Source organism: Salinimicrobium soli (genome assembly GCF_048323655.1).
Classification (GTDB): Bacteria; Bacteroidota; Bacteroidia; order Flavobacteriales; family Flavobacteriaceae; genus Salinimicrobium; species Salinimicrobium soli.
In genome coordinates this window covers 785,047-804,123 of the sequence record NZ_JBLUWW010000003.1, presented here as the reverse complement: position 1 = coordinate 804,123, position 19,077 = coordinate 785,047, and the positions used below count along the sequence as shown (strand labels likewise).

The 19,077-nt window shown below is 42.6% G+C and carries 15 protein-coding genes; 12 read left to right on the top strand and 3 right to left on the bottom strand.

The window, feature by feature from the left end; translation table 11 throughout:
- Window positions 1-59 precede the first annotated feature (59 nt).
- The 10 genes from ACNORC_RS13090 to hisIE all read left to right on the top strand — a co-directional run bounded on the left by ACNORC_RS13090 (window position 60) and on the right by hisIE (window position 10,304).
- A complete protein-coding gene (locus tag ACNORC_RS13090; RefSeq protein ID WP_418336103.1) occupies window positions 60-2,093 on the top strand; it encodes a vWA domain-containing protein in 2,034 nt (677 codons plus the stop codon).
- A 19-nt stretch (window positions 2,094-2,112) separates the two neighbouring features.
- A complete protein-coding gene (locus tag ACNORC_RS13085; RefSeq protein WP_418336102.1) occupies window positions 2,113-2,928 on the top strand; it encodes a prohibitin family protein in 816 nt (271 codons plus the stop codon).
- Window positions 2,929-3,140: 212 nt separating this feature from the next.
- Window positions 3,141-3,998, top strand: coding sequence for an ATP phosphoribosyltransferase (hisG, locus tag ACNORC_RS13080; RefSeq protein ID WP_418336101.1), 858 nt, complete (start codon window positions 3,141-3,143; stop codon window positions 3,996-3,998).
- An 11-nt stretch (window positions 3,999-4,009) separates the two neighbouring features.
- Complete coding sequence (gene hisD, locus ACNORC_RS13075; RefSeq protein ID WP_418336099.1) at window positions 4,010-5,302, top strand: histidinol dehydrogenase; 1,293 nt, start codon at window positions 4,010-4,012, stop codon at window positions 5,300-5,302.
- Window positions 5,292-6,383: a histidinol-phosphate transaminase gene (hisC, locus tag ACNORC_RS13070; protein WP_418336098.1), complete on the top strand. Its 1,092-nt coding sequence runs from the start codon at window positions 5,292-5,294 to the stop codon at window positions 6,381-6,383. Before hisD ends, hisC begins: the two co-directional genes overlap by 11 nt.
- On the top strand, window positions 6,380-7,516 hold the full coding sequence (gene hisB / locus ACNORC_RS13065) for a bifunctional histidinol-phosphatase/imidazoleglycerol-phosphate dehydratase HisB (RefSeq protein WP_418336097.1): 1,137 nt from the start codon (window positions 6,380-6,382) through the stop codon (window positions 7,514-7,516). Before hisC ends, hisB begins: the two co-directional genes overlap by 4 nt.
- Before the next feature lie 10 nt (window positions 7,517-7,526).
- The gene (gene hisH, locus ACNORC_RS13060) at window positions 7,527-8,114 is read left to right on the top strand and encodes an imidazole glycerol phosphate synthase subunit HisH (protein ID WP_418336096.1); all 588 of its coding nucleotides are present in this window, start codon (window positions 7,527-7,529) and stop codon (window positions 8,112-8,114) included.
- 53 nt (window positions 8,115-8,167) lie between these two features.
- Entirely contained in the window at window positions 8,168-8,917 is a 750-nt protein-coding gene (gene hisA, locus ACNORC_RS13055) for a 1-(5-phosphoribosyl)-5-[(5-phosphoribosylamino)methylideneamino]imidazole-4-carboxamide isomerase (RefSeq protein WP_418336095.1), read from the top strand.
- A 5-nt stretch (window positions 8,918-8,922) separates the two neighbouring features.
- Window positions 8,923-9,678, top strand: a complete 756-nt coding sequence (gene hisF, locus ACNORC_RS13050; protein WP_418336094.1) for an imidazole glycerol phosphate synthase subunit HisF — start codon at window positions 8,923-8,925, stop codon at window positions 9,676-9,678.
- A 29-nt stretch (window positions 9,679-9,707) separates the two neighbouring features.
- Window positions 9,708-10,304, top strand: coding sequence for a bifunctional phosphoribosyl-AMP cyclohydrolase/phosphoribosyl-ATP diphosphatase HisIE (gene hisIE / locus ACNORC_RS13045; RefSeq protein WP_418336093.1), 597 nt, complete (start codon window positions 9,708-9,710; stop codon window positions 10,302-10,304).
- Window positions 10,305-10,361: 57 nt separating this feature from the next.
- Here the strand turns inward: hisIE and ACNORC_RS13040 are convergent, their stop codons facing one another.
- On the bottom strand, window positions 10,362-12,911 hold the full coding sequence (locus ACNORC_RS13040) for an ATP-dependent Clp protease ATP-binding subunit (protein ID WP_418336092.1): 2,550 nt from the start codon (window positions 12,909-12,911) through the stop codon (window positions 10,362-10,364).
- A 241-nt stretch (window positions 12,912-13,152) separates the two neighbouring features.
- Here ACNORC_RS13040 and gyrA point away from each other — a divergent pair, with 241 nt between their 5' ends.
- Both gyrA and ACNORC_RS13030 read left to right on the top strand, forming a co-directional pair.
- Window positions 13,153-15,708 (top strand): DNA gyrase subunit A, encoded by a 2,556-nt coding sequence (gyrA, locus tag ACNORC_RS13035; RefSeq protein WP_418336091.1) that lies wholly within the window; start codon window positions 13,153-13,155, stop codon window positions 15,706-15,708.
- A 22-nt stretch (window positions 15,709-15,730) separates the two neighbouring features.
- The gene (locus ACNORC_RS13030) at window positions 15,731-16,999 is read left to right on the top strand and encodes a tetratricopeptide repeat protein (protein WP_418336090.1); all 1,269 of its coding nucleotides are present in this window, start codon (window positions 15,731-15,733) and stop codon (window positions 16,997-16,999) included.
- A 51-nt stretch (window positions 17,000-17,050) separates the two neighbouring features.
- Here ACNORC_RS13030 and ACNORC_RS13025 read toward each other — a convergent pair whose 3' ends face one another.
- Window positions 17,051-17,797 (bottom strand): C40 family peptidase, encoded by a 747-nt coding sequence (locus ACNORC_RS13025; protein ID WP_418336089.1) that lies wholly within the window; start codon window positions 17,795-17,797, stop codon window positions 17,051-17,053.
- A 21-nt stretch (window positions 17,798-17,818) separates the two neighbouring features.
- Window positions 17,819-18,997: an acetyl-CoA C-acyltransferase gene (locus ACNORC_RS13020; protein WP_418336088.1), complete on the bottom strand. Its 1,179-nt coding sequence runs from the start codon at window positions 18,995-18,997 to the stop codon at window positions 17,819-17,821.
- Window positions 18,998-19,077: the final 80 nt, after the last annotated feature.

Below are 19,077 nucleotides of genomic sequence, written 5' to 3'. Positions count from 1 at the left end.
AGCGGGAATTTTTTTTCAGGACACCTTTCTGTATATTTAATGAAATTCTGCAAGTCCTGATGCCAACATCTACTGTTCTCCTTATTATACTTGCTCTATTTGTCTCTATTGCCATAGGGACTTTTCAGTATTTCCATGAACCAAAAGGAAAACTATCTCAAAATGCCATTTTTGCTGCCTTACGTAGCCTTACTATCTTTGCTCTTCTATTATTGGCTATCAATCCCAAGGTCAGGAATACAGAATATTTTACTGAAAAACCTGAATTGATCCTGGCCGTAGATAACTCCTCTTCAATTGCCGAACTTTCAGATACCAGCCGGGTTAAGAACTTCGTAAACAAACTTCGGAAGGATAAAGAGATCAACAACAGGTTTGATGTTCAACTTTATACCTTCGGAAGGGAAACCGGTACCGGAAAAGCTCCGGATTTCAGAGAAAACCAGACCAATATTTCTACCATTTTTAAAGACCTGAAAAGTTTGAAGAGGGGGCAAAGAGCACCAACAATTTTGATGACCGACGGTAATCAAACGGTGGGGCAGGAATTCTCCTATGGAATTGCAGGATATGAGCAGCCGGTAATTCCGGTTGTTTTAGGAGATACTGCCAAAATTAAAGATCTGGCGGTCACCCGGATCAATGCCAATAAATATGCTTTTTTGAACAATCGTTTTCCTGTGGAGGTTATTCTCAGGTATTCAGGTAAAGAGCCTGCCGAATCAATTCTGCGGATAAAGTCTGGAAACACCGTTGTTTTCAGTAAAAAGGTAAATTTTAGTCAATCTGAAAATTCTGCCGTCATACAGACTGATCTGCCGGCAACTTCCATTGGCACCCGTGTATATACTGTAGAGATCGAACCTCTTTCAGAAGAAAAGAACGTTCAGAATAACAGCAGGAAATTTGCCCTGGAAGTCATAGATGAACGTACAAAGGTTGCGGTGGTATATGATGTGCTGCATCCTGACCTGGGAGCACTTAAAAAAACTATAGAATCAAACCAGCAAAGGGAAGTACATCTGCAGCAGATCCAGGATGGTAACTTTGATCCCGCCGATTACCAACTCCTCATACTTTACCAACCGAATTCAAAGTTTTTGGATCTTTTTCAGCGACTTCAGGAAAAGTCTCAGAACTACTGGCTTATTTCCGGACCAAATACTGACTGGCGCTTCCTTAATGCTCAGTTGGAGGATGTAGAGCATGAGATCACGGGACAAACTGAAGAAGTCTTTCCTGTCAAAAATGACAATTTTGGAACCTATCAGCTTTCCGAATTTGATATTTCAGCATTTCCGCCACTGGTTTCCAACTTCGGAGATCTAAAAATGGAATCCAATCCGGATGTTCTATTTTATAAAAAAGTGGAAGGAGTGGAAACCGGTTTGCCGCTTTTGGCTTTACTGGAAGAAAAGGAGCAAAAAAGGGCATTTTTGTTCGGTGCGGGGATTTGGAAATGGCGGAGTCAGGTGTATCAGGATGATTCCTCCTTTGAGAGTTTTGATGAATATTTTGGAAAACTTGTACAATTCCTGGCAGCCCAACAAATGAGGCAACGCTTTGCTGTTTCTTATGAACCGCTTTACAATGGCGAGCAGGAACCATTGATCTCGGCAGAATACTTCGATAAGAATTATGTTTTTGATCCAGGCAAAGAACTGGTGCTTCGAATCACAAACAAGGAGACCGGCGAAAAAAGGCAAATTCCTTTCCGGTTGGCAGAACGGCACTATGACGTTGACCTCTCCAGCCTTCCTGCGGGAGAATATGAGTTTAATGCCTATGTAGAAGGTGAAGGACTAGCTAAAACCGGTTCTTTCGAGATCCTTTCATTTGACATGGAAAAGCAATTTACCGGCGCAAACCTGGAAGAGCTGCAAATGATCGCCACTCAAAAAGAGCAGAAACTTTATTTCCTTGAAGATGCAGATCAACTACGGAATGATCTATTGTCATCCAATTCTTACCTTCCTGTGCAGAAAAGCCGACAAAACAACGTATCTTTGATCGACTGGTATTACCTGCTGGGGATAATAATTCTCTTGCTGAGCCTGGAATGGTTCTTAAGGAAATACCGCGGATACATTTAATTTACAAATTCAAACACGTATGGACAGATTACCAAAGGTGGGTTTACCCATTTTATTTTTAGGTATTATTTTAATTATTATCATCGCTAAATCTACAATTACCATAGGATCCGGGGAAGCCGGGGTTCTTTATAAAACCTTTGATGAAGGAGTGGTTACAGATGAACCTCCATTATCTGAAGGTTTCCATTTTGTAGCTCCATGGAACAAGGTTTTCGTTTACGAAGTGCGCCAGCAGTCAATTGATGAGGATATGCAGGTTCTTTCTTCCAACGGATTAGAGATCCAGCTGGATGCTTCAGTCTGGTTCCAACCTGCTTATGAAGAGCTGGGGTTATTGCACAAAACCCGGGGAGAAGCCTATGTACAACGAGTATTGCAGCCTGCTGTAAGATCTGCTGCCCGTGCGGTAGTTGGACGTTACAATCCGGAACAGCTTTATTCTTCTAAAAGGGAAGCCATCCAACAGGAGATCTTTGAGGAGACCAAATTATTGTTGGAAAACCAATATGTGCAGATCAATGAAGTTCTTGTGAGAGATGTTTCTCTTCCCTCGACCATTAAAGATGCGATCGAGCGAAAGCTTCGTCAGGAACAGGAATCTCTGGAATATGAATTCAGGTTGACCAAAGCAGAGCAGGAAGCCGAACGGCAGCGTATTGACGCTGAAGGTAAAGCCCGCGCCAATGAGATCCTAGCAGCTTCCCTGACAGATAAAGTCCTGAAGGAAAAAGGTATTCAGGCCACACTCGAACTGGCCAAATCCCCGAATTCCAAAGTAGTGGTTATAGGTGGCGGTGAAGGTGGTATGCCTATCATTTTAGGCAATCAGTAATTAAATATTCAGAAAAGTCTTTTCATATTGAAATATTTATTTAATTTCGCCTTTATAATGAAAGCAACTCAATTACATCATCATCATTCTCATTCATTCGCTCTTGCGAGGTGAGATTGATATGTGTATAACTCATATTTCTAAAACCCGTTTGAGCAGCTCAAACGGGTTTTTTTATTACCCCGTTTTCTGCTCAGCAAAAAATTACCAACATGCAAAAAATCAGAATAGCAGTACAAAAATCGGGGAGACTTCACGATGATTCTCTCAAGCTCCTAAAGGACGCCGGAATTTCAATTGACAATGGCCGGGAACAGCTTAAAGCCACCTCCGGAAATTTTCCGTTAGAGGTATTCTATCTCCGCAATGGGGATATTCCGCAGTATTTACGCGATGGCGTGGTAGATGCAGCCATTATTGGTGAGAATGTGCTCATTGAAAAAGGGGAGGACATAATAACAGCCGAAAAACTCGGATTTTCTAAGTGTCGTGTGTCATTAGCTGTTCCAAAAACGGCAAAATATACAGGTCTTAAAGATCTTGATGGCACCCGTATCGCGACTTCCTACCCCAATACCGTCAATAATTACCTGGCCAAAAATGGCATTTCTGCAGACCTTCATATTATTAACGGTTCTGTTGAGATCGCGCCTAATATTGGGTTGGCAGATGCGATCTGTGATATCGTTTCAAGCGGGAGCACCCTTTTTAAGAATAACCTGAAAGAAGTGGAGGTGATGCTGCAAAGCGAAGCCGTTCTGGCTGTTTCCCCAAAGATCTCTGCGGAAAGAAAAGAGGTGCTTACAAAGCTTCAGTTCAGGATCAAATCTGTACTGCGAGCCAGGAAATCAAAATACATTCTGATGAATGTTCCAAGCGACCGGCTCGATAAAGTAATTGAATTGTTACCCGGAATGAGAAGTCCTACCGTTCTTCCTTTAGCTGAAAAAGGATGGAGTTCTATCCACACCGTAATTTCTGAAGAACGTTTCTGGGAAGTAATTGATGAGTTAAAACAGAACGGTGCCGAAGGAATTTTGGTCGCACCAATCGAGAAAATGGTACTTTAAAATCTGCTGGAATGAAAAAAGTAATAAATCCGGAAAGGAAACAGTGGGAAGAACTTCTTAAGCGTCCCACGCAAAGTTTTGAAGATATTGAACGTACGGTTGCAGAGATCTTTGGGGAGATCAAAGCCAAAGGGGACGAGGCTGTCAATCGCTACACCGAACTGTTTGATGGTGTAAAACCTGACAACCTGGAAGTTTCTGCAGAAGAAATAAATGAAGCTCAAACCGAGGTTTCAGATGATCTAAAACAAGCTATTCAGTTAGCTAAAAAGAATATTGAAGCTTTTCACGCCGCTCAAAAGCAGGGAAAAGTTGCGGTAGAAACCGTCGCAGGGGTAGAATGTTGGCAGGAAAAACGACCTATTCAAAAAGTTGGACTTTACATTCCCGGCGGGACTGCACCTTTATTTTCTACGATCCTTATGCTGGCTGTACCGGCACAAATAGCAGGCTGCAGGGAAATAGTTCTGTGTTCCCCGCCTAACAAACAGGGTACGATAAATCCGGTGATATTGTATACTGCGGCTCTATGTGGTATAGATCGCATCTTTAAAGTGGGAGGTATCCAGGCCATTGCAGGAATGACCTTTGGAACCGAAACCCTTCCGAAAGTATACAAGATCTTTGGCCCCGGAAACCAGTTTGTAACTGTAGCCAAACAGATGGCCACGAAATATGATGTTGCAATTGATATGCCGGCAGGCCCTTCGGAATTGCTGGTGCTGGCTGATAATACCGCCAATGCTGCCTTTGTTGCTTCAGATCTCTTGTCACAGGCAGAACATGGAAAAGATAGTCAGGTGATATTGGTTTCTCTTTCCGAAGATTTTCTGGAACAAGTTGAAAAAGAGGTAGCGAATCAGCTGGAACAACTTCCGCGAAAGGAGATCGCCAGCGCAGCCATTCAGAATTCCCGCCTGATCTTTATAAAGGAAAAAGAAACTGCTCTCGAACTCATTAATGAATATGCCCCAGAGCACTTTATAGTTTGCTGCAGTGAAAGCGACTATTTTGTAGACGGAATTCAGAATGCGGGCTCTGTCTTTATTGGGAACAATACTCCCGAAAGTGCGGGAGATTATGCTTCAGGAACAAATCATACGCTGCCCACGAACGGATACGCGAAACAGTACAGCGGAGTTAACCTCGACAGTTTTATGAAAACGATCAGTTTTCAAAAGATAACTGAGGAAGGAATTCGCACTATTGGTCCGGCTATTGAATTAATGGCTGAGGCTGAAGGACTGCAGGCTCACAAAAATGCAGTTAGCTTACGATTAAAAGAACTTGAAAATGCAAACTAAGATGAACTCCGATTTTAATATTGACCGACTGGTGCGCAAGAATGTCGCGCAGATGAAACCGTATTCTTCTGCCCGGGACGAGTTCAAAGCAGATGGTCGAAAAATGACATTTTTGGATGCCAATGAAAATCCATTCGATAACGGAGTCAATCGATATCCCGATCCGCAACAGGCAAACCTGAAATCTGAACTTGCCATTCAAAAAGGCCTTCGGGAAGAACATATTTTACTCGGAAACGGCAGCGATGAAGTGTTGGACCTGCTTTTCAGAGCTTTTTGTAGTCCGGGGAGGGACAACATAATTACGTTGCCTCCTACCTATGGAATGTACAAGGTACTGGCTGATCTTAATGAGGTAGAAAACCGTGAAATATTCCTGAAGAAAAACTTTCAGCCTGATGTAGATACAATTCTTGATGAAGTGGATGCGAATACCAAATTGCTCTTTCTCTGCTCTCCCAATAATCCCACAGGAAACACTTTTTCTGAAGAAGCTGTTCTGAAATTATTGAATAACTTCAACGGACTCTTAGTGATCGATGAGGCCTATATTGATTTTTCTTCGCAGGAAAGTTGGCTAAAAAGACTTCAGGAGTTTCCTAATCTTGTGATCACGCAAACCCTCTCAAAGGCTTATGGACAGGCCGGGATCAGGTTGGGGATCTGTTATGCTTCCACAGAAATCATCAGTATCCTGAATAAGATCAAACCACCTTACAATGTAAATGTGCTAACCCAGCAAAAGGCTCTGGAGCGGTTACAGGCAACAGAAGAGGTGGAATTGGAGATCAAAAAAATACTTGGCCAAAAAGGCTTTTTAGAGAAGGAGTTATCCAAAATATCTTTTGTTAGTGAAATTTTTCCTTCCGAAGCAAACTTTCTGCTGGCAAGGGTAGACAACGCCGATCAAAGATATGAGCAACTGCTGAAGAAGGAAATAGTGGTCCGCAACCGCAGTAACCAACCGCTGTGTGAAAATACCATTCGCTTTACGGTCGGGACGATGGCAGAAAATATAAAGCTGGTAAAAGCTTTACAGGAAATAGAAATGAACAACCAAAAAGAAATGGCAAGTAAATGAAAAAAGTACTTTTTATAGACCGTGACGGAACATTGGCGCTTGAGCCCGAGGATTATCAATTGGATAGTTTTGATAAACTGAAATTTTATCCCGGAGTTTTCCAATACCTATCAAAAATCGCAAAAGAGCTGGACTACGAGTTGGTGATGGTCACCAATCAGGATGGCCTTGGCACAGATTCCTTTCCGGAAGATACTTTTTGGCCGGTCCAGAAATTTCTTTTACAGACCTTCGAGAATGAGGGAGTGAAGTTCAACGAGATCATTATTGACCGGACATTTCCGGAAGAAAATGCCAACACCCGAAAACCGCGCACCGGACTTCTAACACACTTCTTCAATGAAGAGCAGTACGATTTGAAGAATTCTTTTGTGATAGGCGACCGGCTGACCGACATGGAACTGGCAAAGAATTTAAATTCAAAAGGGATCTTTATCACCGGGCATGAAGATCTTGGAAAGGAAGAAGTTTCAACAAAAAAGGAGGAATTACAGCAGGTGATCCAACTGGAGACTGAGAGCTGGCAGAAGATCTATGAATTTTTGAAACTCAGTGATCGTTCCGCAGAGATCTCCCGGAAAACGAATGAAACAGATATTTTCATTAGGCTGAATCTCGATGGCACAGGAATAAGTGATATTAACACCGGACTCAAATTCTTTGACCACATGCTGGACCAGATATCGAGGCATGGTCAAATGGATCTGGAGGTGAAGGTTACCGGCGATCTGGAAGTCGACGAGCACCACACGATAGAAGATACCGCCATTGCTTTGGGAGAAGTATTTTCAAAAGCCTTGGGTAACAAACTTGGAATAGAGCGCTATGGCTTTTGCCTGCCGATGGATGATTGCCTGGCGCAGGTTGCCATTGATTTTGGAGGCAGGAACTGGTTAGTATGGGACGCCGAATTCAATCGGGAAATGATAGGCCAAGTGCCCACAGAAATGTTCTACCACTTTTTTAAATCCTTTACCGATGGTGCCAGGGCTAATCTAAATATCAAAGCTGAAGGAAGGAATGAACACCACAAAATAGAAGCCATTTTTAAGGCTTTTGCCAAAGCGATCAAGGTGGCGGTAAAAAGAGATCCTGAGAAAATGATCCTGCCCAGTACCAAAGGCATGCTATAATTTGAACAGAATGAAAATAGTTATAATAGATTACGGAGCAGGAAACATTCAAAGCATCAAATTTGCATTGGAACGACTGGGTTACACCGGGGTATTATCCTCAGACGCAGAAGAGATCAGGAAAGCAGATAAGGTCATTTTTCCCGGTGTTGGGGAAGCAAGCTCGGCTATGACCAAACTACGAAGCACAGGATTGGATGCGCTTATTCCCCAACTGGAGCAGCCTGTTTTGGGTATCTGCCTGGGTATGCAGTTGATGTGTGCCTCTTCGGAAGAAGGAAACACAACCGGACTGGGGATTTTTGACACAGCAGTGGTTCATTTTGAAAAGGACCTGAAAGTGCCTCACATAGGATGGAACAGAATAACGGATCTTAAAACAGAACTTTTTGAAGGAATTTCAGAAGGAGAGTACGTTTATCTTGTGCACAGTTATTATGCTCCTGTCTGCAGTGAAACTATTGCGAAATGTGACTACGGAGTGGAATATTCTTCAGCTCTTAAAAAAGGTAATTTTTACGGAGTTCAGTTTCATCCGGAAAAAAGCAGCGAGGCAGGAGAAAGAATATTGGAGAACTTTCTGAAGTTAGAAATGTAAAAATAGAAGAGACCTTTCGGCTCCGCTCGAGGTGACAATTAAAACAAAAAAGAATGAGAATCATTCCAGCAATAGATATTATCGACGGGAAGTGCGTAAGGCTTTCCCAGGGAGATTACAGCACAAGTAAAATTTACAATGAGAACCCTTTAGAGGTTGCGAAAGAATTTGCAGATCATGGGATAAAATACCTGCACCTGGTCGATCTTGACGGAGCAAAATCAAAGCATATTGTCAATCACAAAGTTCTTGAGAAGATCGCTTCGGGTACTGATCTTAAGATCGATTTTGGGGGTGGATTAAAGTCTGATGAGGATCTTAGAATCGCTTTTGAATCTGGAGCCAGGCAGATCACCGGGGGAAGCATTGCGGTAAAACAACCGGAAGTCTTTTTCTCCTGGCTGGAAAAATTTGGAAATGAAAAGATCATTTTAGGGGCCGATGCCAAAAACAAGAAGATAGCAGTCAGTGGCTGGACTGAAGAATCGGGAGAAGATCTTTTACCTTTTATTCAGCAGTATTCAGCAAAGGGAGTCAAATATGTTATCTGTACTGATATTTCTAAAGATGGAATGCTGACTGGTCCTTCAATTGATCTGTACAGGGAAATCCTGGAAGAGAATCCTGGATTGAAACTAATTGCCTCCGGAGGGGTGGCTACTTTCGATGATCTTCCATACCTCCGTGAAGTTGGTTGTGAAGGAGCGATTATTGGAAAAGCGATCTACGAAGGAAAGATCAGTTTAAAACAGCTGGAGAAATTTATCCTGGAAAATGGAGGATCACAAGAAATAAACATTTAGAAGAAATGCTGACAAAAAGAATTATTCCTTGTCTTGATATCAAGGATGGACGTACCGTAAAAGGGGTAAATTTCATAGCCCTCCGGGATGCAGGAGATCCGGTGGAGCTGGCGCAGATCTACTCGAGATCGGGTGCAGATGAACTGGTGTTCCTGGATATTTCGGCTACAGAGGAAAAAAGAAAGACCCTGGCAGAACTGGTAAGAAAAGTGGCTGCCACGGTGAATATTCCGTTTACTGTAGGCGGGGGGATTTCTTCTGTTGAAGATGTAGATGTGCTGCTTCAGAATGGGGCTGACAAGGTTGCTGTGAATTCTTCCGCAGTGAAGAATCCCGACCTTATCAATCAATTGGCAGCTAAGTTTGGTCGGCAGTGCATTGTCGTGGCCATTGATGCTAAACAGATTAACGGGAAATGGCTCGTGTACCTCGTGGGCGGAAAAGTTCCTACTGAAATTGACCTTTTTGAATGGGCAAAAGAGGTGGAAGAGCGAGGTGCAGGAGAGATCCTTTTTACCTCCATGGATCACGATGGCACTAAAAAAGGCTTTGCTAATGAAGCACTGAAAAGACTTTCTTCAGAACTCAGTATCCCGGTAATTGCCTCGGGAGGTGCTGGTGATATACAGCACTTTTGCGATGCTTTTACTGAAGGAGATGCAGATGCAGCTTTGGCCGCCAGTGTTTTTCATTTCAGGGAAATAGAGATCAAAGATCTGAAGAAAGAAATGAGGAAAAAAGGTATTGAGGTTAGACTTTAGGTAGAACAAAGAATATAGAAAATAGAGAAATGAAAATAGATTTCAATAAAGATAGAGACGGACTTGTGCCCGCAATTGTACAGGATTCGGAAACCAAAAATGTACTAATGTTAGGTTATATGAATGACGATGCACTGGCTAAAACCAAAGAGCTTCAAAAAGTGACATTTTTCAGCCGCAGTAAAAAAAGACTTTGGACCAAAGGGGAGGAGAGTGGTAACTTTTTAAACGTGGTGGATATTAAAGTAGATTGTGACAAGGATACGTTGCTTATTCTCGCAAGACCTGACGGCCCAACCTGCCACAAAGGAACAGATACCTGTTGGGGAGAAGAGAATACACAGCAATTCGGATTTTTATCCGAACTGGAAAAGATCATCACTGATCGCAGAGACAATCCGGAGAATGAGAAAAGTTATGTTGCTTCCCTTTTTCGAAGCGGGATCAATAAGATCGCGCAGAAAGTAGGTGAGGAGGCGGTGGAAACGGTTATCGAAGCCAAAGATGACAACGAAGAGCTGTTCCTGAATGAAAGCGCCGATCTTTTATTTCATTACCTGATCCTGCTGAAAGCAAAAGGATATGAGCTGCAGGATGTAGTTGATGTTTTAAAGGGAAGGCATTAAAAAAAGAAGCCTGTGAAAATTCACAGGCTTCAAAAATTAAAACTCAACTACGTACAACTAAGAGTTGGTTTCTTTTTTAGCTTTTTCCACTTTAATGGTCAGCTCATTTTTCTTTTCGTCAAGGTCCATAAAGATCTTGTCTCCTTCAGAAATGTGTGAAGAAATGATCTCTTCGGCCAGGGCATCTTCAATATACTTCTGAATAGCTCTGTTCAATGGTCTTGCACCGTATTGCTTGTCGAAACCTTTTTCGGCAATGAAATCCTTGGCTTTTTTGGTCAGTTTCAAGTCGTAACCAAGAGCGCCAATTCTTCCGAATAGTTTTTCAAGCTCAATATCAATGATCTTATAAATGTCCTCTTGTTCTAGAGGGTTAAAGATCACCACGTCATCTACCCGGTTAAGGAACTCGGGAGCAAATGCCTTTTTAAGAGCATTTTCAATAACACTACGTGCGTTCTCATCAACCTGAGACTTCTTGGCAGCGGTTCCAAAACCTACTCCCTGTCCAAAATCTTTCAGTTTTCTGGCCCCAATATTCGAGGTCATTATAATGATCGTATTTCTAAAGTCGATCTTTCTACCAAGGCTGTCAGTGAGGTAACCGTCATCCAGTACCTGCAACAGCATGTTGAATACATCAGGGTGGGCTTTCTCTACCTCGTCCAGCAGGATCACTGCGTAAGGTTTACGTCTTACTTTCTCAGTTAATTGACCTCCTTCTTCATAACCTACGTATCCCGGAGGTGCACCAATTAATCGGCTTACCGCGAATTTTTCCATGTATTCACTCATGTCGATACGTATCAACGCATCTTCATTGTCGAACAATTCTCTGGAAAGGATCTTCGCTAACTGAGTTTTACCAACCCCGGTTTGACCAAGGAAGATAAATGAACCAATTGGCTTGTTCGGATCTTTAAGTCCGGCGCGGTTACGCTGAATAGCTTTTACCACTTTTCCAACCGCTTCGTCCTGACCAATTACTTTGCCTTTGATCAATTCCGGCAGAAGAGCCAGTTTGTTGATCTCAGTCTGGGCGATCCTGTTTACAGGAATTCCTGTCATCATGGAAACAACATCTGCTACGTTATCTTCAGAAACTATTTCCCGGTGCATTTTAGATTCTTCTTCCCACTTGGCCTGAGCTTTAGCGAGTTCTTTCTCTATATTCTTTTCGTCATCACGCAGTTTTGCAGCTTCTTCATATTTCTGCTTTTTAACCACGGAATTCTTGTTCTCTCTTACTTCTTCCAGCTTGCGCTCCAATTCCAGGATCTGTTTTGGAACATCAATATTTGTGATGTGCACTCTTGAACCAGCTTCATCTAAAGCATCGATCGCTTTGTCCGGAAGGAAACGGTCTGTCATATACCTGTTAGTGAGTTTTACACAGGCCAGAATAGCTTCGTCTGTATAAGTCACATTGTGGTGCTCTTCATACTTGTCCTTAATATTATTAAGGATCTGAATAGTTTCCTCTACCGTAGTTGGTTCTACGATAACTTTTTGGAAACGTCTTTCCAGAGCTCCATCCTTCTCAATATACTGTCTGTACTCGTCAAGAGTTGTGGCACCGATACATTGTATCTCGCCTCTTGCAAGTGCAGGTTTGAACATGTTGCTGGCATCCAGGCTACCTGTAGCGCCACCGGCACCAACAATAGTATGGATCTCATCAATGAAAAGGATGATATCATCATTCTTTTCAAGTTCGTTCATTACTGCTTTCATTCGTTCCTCGAATTGACCACGGTATTTGGTACCGGCAACAAGGCTGGCAAGGTCAAGAGTGACCACCCGCTTGTCAAAAAGGATACGTGAGACTTTTCTTTTTACAATACGTAAAGCAAGACCTTCAGCAATTGCCGACTTACCAACTCCGGGTTCTCCAATGAGGAGCGGGTTGTTTTTCTTTCTTCGGCTTAAGATCTGGGATACCCTTTCGATCTCTTTCTCCCGACCCACAACAGGGTCCAGTTTATCAAGCTCTGCCAGGGCAGTAAGATCCCTTCCGAAGTTATCCAAAACGGGAGTCTTCGATTTCTTGTTGGTCTTACTCGGACTTCCCGCAAAAGGATTGCTTTTTCCGGAATCGTCTGAAGTAGCATCTTCATCCGAAAAAGACTCGGCCGAAGGAGACTCTATATAGTCGTCATCGTTTGTTATCATATATTTAAACTGGTCTTTAACCCCATCGTAATCCACCTTCAATTTATTGAGAAGTTTCGTAGTAGGGTCGTTTTCATTCCGTAAAATGCACAATAGCAGGTGGGCAGTATTAATCGAAGTGCTCTGGAATAATTTAGCCTCCAAAAAAGTGGTTTTGAGAGCCCTTTCTGCCTGGCGTGTCAAATGAAGATTTCGCTTCTCATTAGATTCAACACTTATCGCAGGGTTAGCAGGGCTTAGGATCTCTACCTTTCTTCTTAAATGGGTAAGGTCAACATCCAGTGCATTTAATATATTAATCGCTTTTCCATCACCATCTCTAAGCAGCCCCAACATGAGGTGCTCTGTACCTATAAAGTCATGGCCCAAACGCAAGGCTTCCTCCTTGCTGTAGGCGATCACATCTTTTACTCGTGGTGAAAAATTATCATCCATGTTTTTTCCTTTCTCTCTGATTATTTGTAACTCAAGTTTCAAAAACCATACCTGATTCTGAGTTATAGCTAATTGACAAATTTGCTTCCTAATATCAAAGAAGAATGTAATGAACTTATTAACGAACGACAACTAAAAATTTGTTAATAAAATACAAGAAAACCTCAATGAATATAGCCTTTGGGTTCCCAAAAATGCGTAAATTGGCACGTTAGTTTTTTGAACCAAAATATGTGAATTTATGGCTGAAGGAGAAAAGTTAATTCCTATCAATATTGAAGATGAAATGAAGTCGGCTTACATTGATTATTCAATGTCGGTCATTGTGTCACGTGCACTGCCAGATGTGCGGGACGGATTGAAACCTGTGCACAGAAGGGTTTTATATGGAATGTACGAGCTTGGTGTTCTTTCTAACAGGGCTCATAAAAAATCAGCGAGAATAGTTGGGGAAGTGTTAGGTAAGTTTCACCCGCACGGTGACTCTTCAGTCTATGACACTATGGTGCGTATGGCCCAGGAATGGAGTTTACGCTATATGTTGGTCGACGGCCAGGGTAACTTTGGATCTATTGACGGTGACAGCCCTGCAGCAATGCGTTATACCGAGGCCAGAATGCGCAAGATCAGTGAGGATATGCTCGCAGATATTGATAAAGAAACAGTTGATACCCAATTAAACTTTGACGATACCCTTCACGAACCGGTAGTTTTACCTACCCGTATCCCGAACCTTTTGGTGAACGGGGCGAGTGGTATTGCTGTTGGTATGGCTACCAATATGCCGCCACACAACCTTGCTGAAGTGGTGGACGGAGTAGTGGCCTATATCGATAATCCCGATGTTGAAATTGATGAACTTATAGAGCATGTAAAAGCTCCTGATTTTCCTACCGGCGGAATTATCTACGGATATGACGGGGTGCGCGAAGCATTCAAAACAGGACGTGGAAGAGTAGTTCTTCGTGCTAAAGCTCATACCGAAGAAGTCAACGGAAGAGAAGCTATTATAGTTACTGAAATACCTTACCAGGTGAACAAAGCTGAAATGATCAAAAAGACGGCTGACCTGGTGAATGACAAGAAGATAGAAGGGATATCTCTCATCCGTGACGAGTCTGACCGTAACGGAATGAGGATCGTTTACATTCTTAAGAGAGATGCGATCCCAAATATTGTCCTTAATACCCTTTACAAGCACACTTCTTTGCAGAACTCTTTCAGCGTTAACAATATCGCCCTTGTAAAAGGCCGACCTCAAATGCTGAACCTGAAGGATATGATCCAATACTTCGTGGAACACAGGCATGAAGTGGTGGTGAGAAGAACTGAATATGAACTTCGAAAAGCTGAAGAAAGAGCACACATTCTTGAAGGGCTTATCATAGCTTCTGATAATATTGATGAAGTAATTGCATTGATCAGGGCGTCCAGCAATGCTGATGAGGCAAGGGAAAAGCTGATCGCGCGTTTTGAACTTTCAGAAGTACAGGCCAAGGCGATCGTAGAGATGCGATTGAGACAACTTACCGGTCTGGAACAGGATAAGTTGAGAGCTGAGTACGAAGAACTAATGAAGACCATTGAAGATCTTAAAGACATCCTCGCGAGAAAAGAACGCAGAATGGAGGTCATTAAAGATGAGATGCTGGAGGTGAAGGAGAAGTATGGTGATGAAAGAAGATCTACTATAGAATATTCCGGAGGTGATCTTAGCATGGAAGATATGATCCCTGATGAGCAGGTAGTGATAACCATTTCTCACGCGGGTTATATTAAAAGGACATCACTTACAGAATATAAGACACAAAACAGAGGTGGAGTTGGACAAAAGGCTTCTATTACAAGGAATGAAGATTTCCTTGAGAACCTGTTCATTGGAACCAACCACCAATACATGCTCTTCTTTACCGAAAAAGGTAAGTGTTTCTGGATGAGGGTCTATGAGATCCCTGAAGGAAGCAGAACTTCAAAAGGAAGAGCGATACAAAACCTGATCAACCTCGAGCCGGATGATAAGCTGAAAGCATTTATCTGTACTCAGGATCTTAAAGATGAAGAATACATCAACAGCCATTATGTGATCATGGCTACTAAGAAAGGACAGGTTAAAAAGACTCCGCTGGAGCAGTATTCACGACCACGTACCAATGGTATCAATGCGATCACCATCAGGGAAGGAGATGAGCTACTTGAAGCAAAATTGACCAACGGTGAAAGCCAGGTTATGCTGGCAGTGAAGAGTGGTAAGGCTATCCGATTTGAGGAGAGCAAGACCAGACCAATGGGAAGAAATGCATCCGGGGTGAGAGGTATTACCCTTGCAGATGACAACGATGAAGTAGTAGGAATGATAGCGATCCAGAATCCGAAGGAGGAAACCGTTCTTGTGGTTTCTGAAAATGGATACGGAAAACGTACCTACATTGACGATCCGGAAGATGGAGAACCAATTTACAGGGTCACCAACCGTGGAGGAAAAGGTGTGAAGACCATTTCCATCACTCCAAAGACTGGTAGCCTTGTGGCTATCAAAAGCGTAACTGATCTTGATGACCTTATGATCATCAATAAATCGGGTATCGCGATCCGAACTTCAGTAGACAGCCTTAGAGTTATGGGCCGTGCTACACAAGGAGTAAAATTGATCAACCTTAAGGGGAATGATTCGATTGCCGCAGTGGCAAAAGTAATGAATGAAGAGGAAGATGTGGAAGAGGTTGCAGACAAGGAAGGCCTTGATATGAGGGACGGAACTGAAGATGGCACAACAATTGCAAATAACAGTGACGAATAACTTTAACACAAAACCCTAAATGATGAAAAATAGATTCTTAACGGCAGTTTTAATGATGCTTACTGTCGTAGCGTTCGCCCAGAAAAAAGAAATTCGACGTGCCGAAAAAGCCGTGGAAAAAGGTGAATTCCAGGAGGCTCGAAAGTACATACAACAAGCAGAAGCTGAAATTGCAGGAGCTGATAAAGAACTGCAAGCAGAATTTTACCTTTACAAAGGATATGCCCTGGTAGGTACCGGTCAAAACGTTGCTCCGGCTGATCTTACAGCTGCTGTAGAAGCATTCAAAAAAGCAAAAGAACTTGGGCATGAAAATGCTGCTGACGGAATTACTGCTGCCAGTAACGCTCTGGTCACTGCTGCTATCGCCGATCAAAATGCTCAAAAGTATGCTGAGGCCGCAGACAAGCTTTACATGGGATATCAACTGAATACTAAGGATACCATGTACCTTTATTATGCTGCTTCAAATTCTGTAAATGCTAAAGATTATAAAACTGCTCTTGATTATTATCAGCAGTTGAAAGACCTTGGTTTTACAGGTATTGAGACACAATACACTGCAGTGAACAAGGCTACAGGGGAAGAAGAGCAAATGGCTTCTAAAGAACAAAGAGATCTTTTCGTGAAGTCCGGAGAGTATATGAATCCGCAGGAAAGGTCGTCTGAGTCTAAAAGAGCAGAGATCGCTAAGAATGTTGCATTGATCTACATTCAACAAGGTGATAACGAAAAGGCTGTAAGTGCAATGGAAGATGCCAAAAAGGAAAATCCAAATGATGCCGGTCTTATGCAGATTGAAGCTGATATGTACTACCGTATGGGCGACATGAAAAAATACCGTGAAATCATGGAGGAGATCGTAGCTCAGAATCCAAATGATGCGGTTCTATATTACAACCTGGGAGTAAGTTCTGCCGAAATGGGAGAAAAGGACCGTGCAATGGAGTACTACAATAAGGCTATTGAATTGGATCCAAATATGAATAATGCCCGTATAAACATGGCATACGTAATTCTTTCAAGAGAGGCTCCAATAGTTGAGGAAATGAACAGTCTTGGTATGAGCAAGGAAGATACTAAGAAGTATAATGCACTAGCCAAGGAACGTCAGGGTCTTTATAGAGAAGCACTTCCACACCTACAAAAAGTATTGGAGATCAATCCAAATAATATAGAAGCTGCCAGAACCATCATGAACATTTACTATCAGATCGAAGAGCCTAAAAAGGCTGAAGAAATGAAAGCTAAAATTGCTGAAATGGAAGCTGCCAGAGCAAACCAAAACTAATTTGCAGGATTACCTGAAATAAAAAAACCCGCTGTGAAGCGGGTTTTTTGTTTATATGATCTTTTTTATCACCCTGAGTTGATGCGTATGTCGTCGCATTTCGGCATTATAAATGCCCGAATGATCTATGCGGTCCAGCCGCACCCTGCCATCAGAATGAATGATGTAATTATCATTCATGATAATGCCTACATGAGTGATCACTCCTTCTTTATTATCAAAAAATGCAAGATCTCCGGGTTCACTTTCTTCAATGAAACTAAGGGACTCTCCTTGCTTCGCCTGATCAGCCGCATTACGGGAAAGTTTATATCCATTGAGTTTATAGACCATCTGGGTGAATCCGCTGGAGTCAATTCCAAAAGGCGTTTTTCCGCCCCACATAAAGGGAGCGTTTAGGTAAAGGAAAGCCGTTTCAATAAGCTTTGGTTTATCTCTTTTTCCCTGCATTCTGTTACCCGAAAAGTTGTGTTGCAACAATTCAAGTCCGTGCAATTCAGAACCCAATGGCACAGGCAGCAATTGATTCCCGGTATCCACAAAATCAACAAGGTCACCAGATAATGGTCCCTCTGAGATTTCCGCTGATTGATAATGTTCTTCAGTAACCTTTTGATACTGCTTATTGTCAATCCAGGCTTCGACCCCATCAAAAGCGGTCCTGATACGGGACCATTTTCCTCTTTCTTCAAGGATCTTGAAGTACTCTCCATAGAGCACCTGGCTCAGCATTTCGCTGGTATCTGAAGGTTCTAACCTTAGTGGAACAATGCCCAGGTTACAGATGGCATATTGCATTAATTCGGGGGTATCAGAATATTAATGACGCTCCAGGATCATGGCAGAAGCACCGCCACCACCATTACAAATTGCAGCTGCTCCAATTTTTCCGTTGTTCTGTTTTAATACGTTCAGTAAGGTTACGATGATACGTGCTCCTGAGCACCCCAGTGGATGACCTAATGAAACAGCTCCACCATTCACATTTACATTATCGCCTTTTAGTCCCAGGATCTTCATATTTACCAATCCTACTACAGAAAAGGCTTCATTAAATTCAAAGTAATCTACGTTGTCCATAGAGATACCTGCTTTATCAATGGCTTTCGGAAGCGCTTTGGAAGGCGCTGTAGTAAACCAAATTGGATCTGTAGCAGCATCTGCGTAACTTTTGATAGTAGCCAGTGGAGTTAATCCCAGTTCATCTGCTTTTTCACGGCTCATAAGTACAAGTGCAGCAGCACCATCGTTAATAGTAGAGGCATTTGCCGCGGTTACCGTTCCTTCTTTTCCAAATGCAGGACGTAGGGAAGGGATCTTGTCCATAAATACGTTCTTGTATTCCTCATCTTCATTAACAACTAAAGGATCTCCCTTACGCTGTGGAACTTCTACAGGAACTACTTCGTCATCAAATTTCCCTGCTTCCCAGGCCTTTTTGGATCGGGTGTAGGACTGAATGGCAAATTTATCCTGCTCCTCGCGGCTGAAATGATGCTCTTTTGCACAATGGTCTGCAGCAACACCCATGGCATTATGATCATATGCATCTACAAGTCCGTCTTTTTGCATTCCGTCTTCCATTTGTGCAGGGCCAAATTTTTGCCCTTTTCGAAGGTAGAGGTAGTGAGGGATCATGCTCATATTTTCCATTCCACCGGCAACAACAATAGAAGCATCTCCCAGAGCAATGGCCTGTGCAGCCTGCATTACAGACTTCATTCCACTGGCACAAACTTTATTTACAGTAGTACAGGGAACTTCTTTAGGTATTCCGGCACCCAGGGCTGCCTGCCTTGCTGGAGCCTGTCCATTCCCGGCCTGCACCACATTTCCCATCAAAACTTCATCTACCAGTTCAGGCTTCAGGTTAATTTTATCAAGTGCTCCTTTAATAGCTATAGAACCCAGTTTGGTGGCGGGTACAGTTGATAAGCTGCCCAGGAAACTACCTATTGGAGTTCTTACGGCGCTTACTATTACTACTTCCTTATTCATTATTTCTAAGTTTTAGTTTAATCCTTGCGAATTTAATCATTTTATCAGGAAGAAACCAACCACGAAGCATCAGCCGCCTT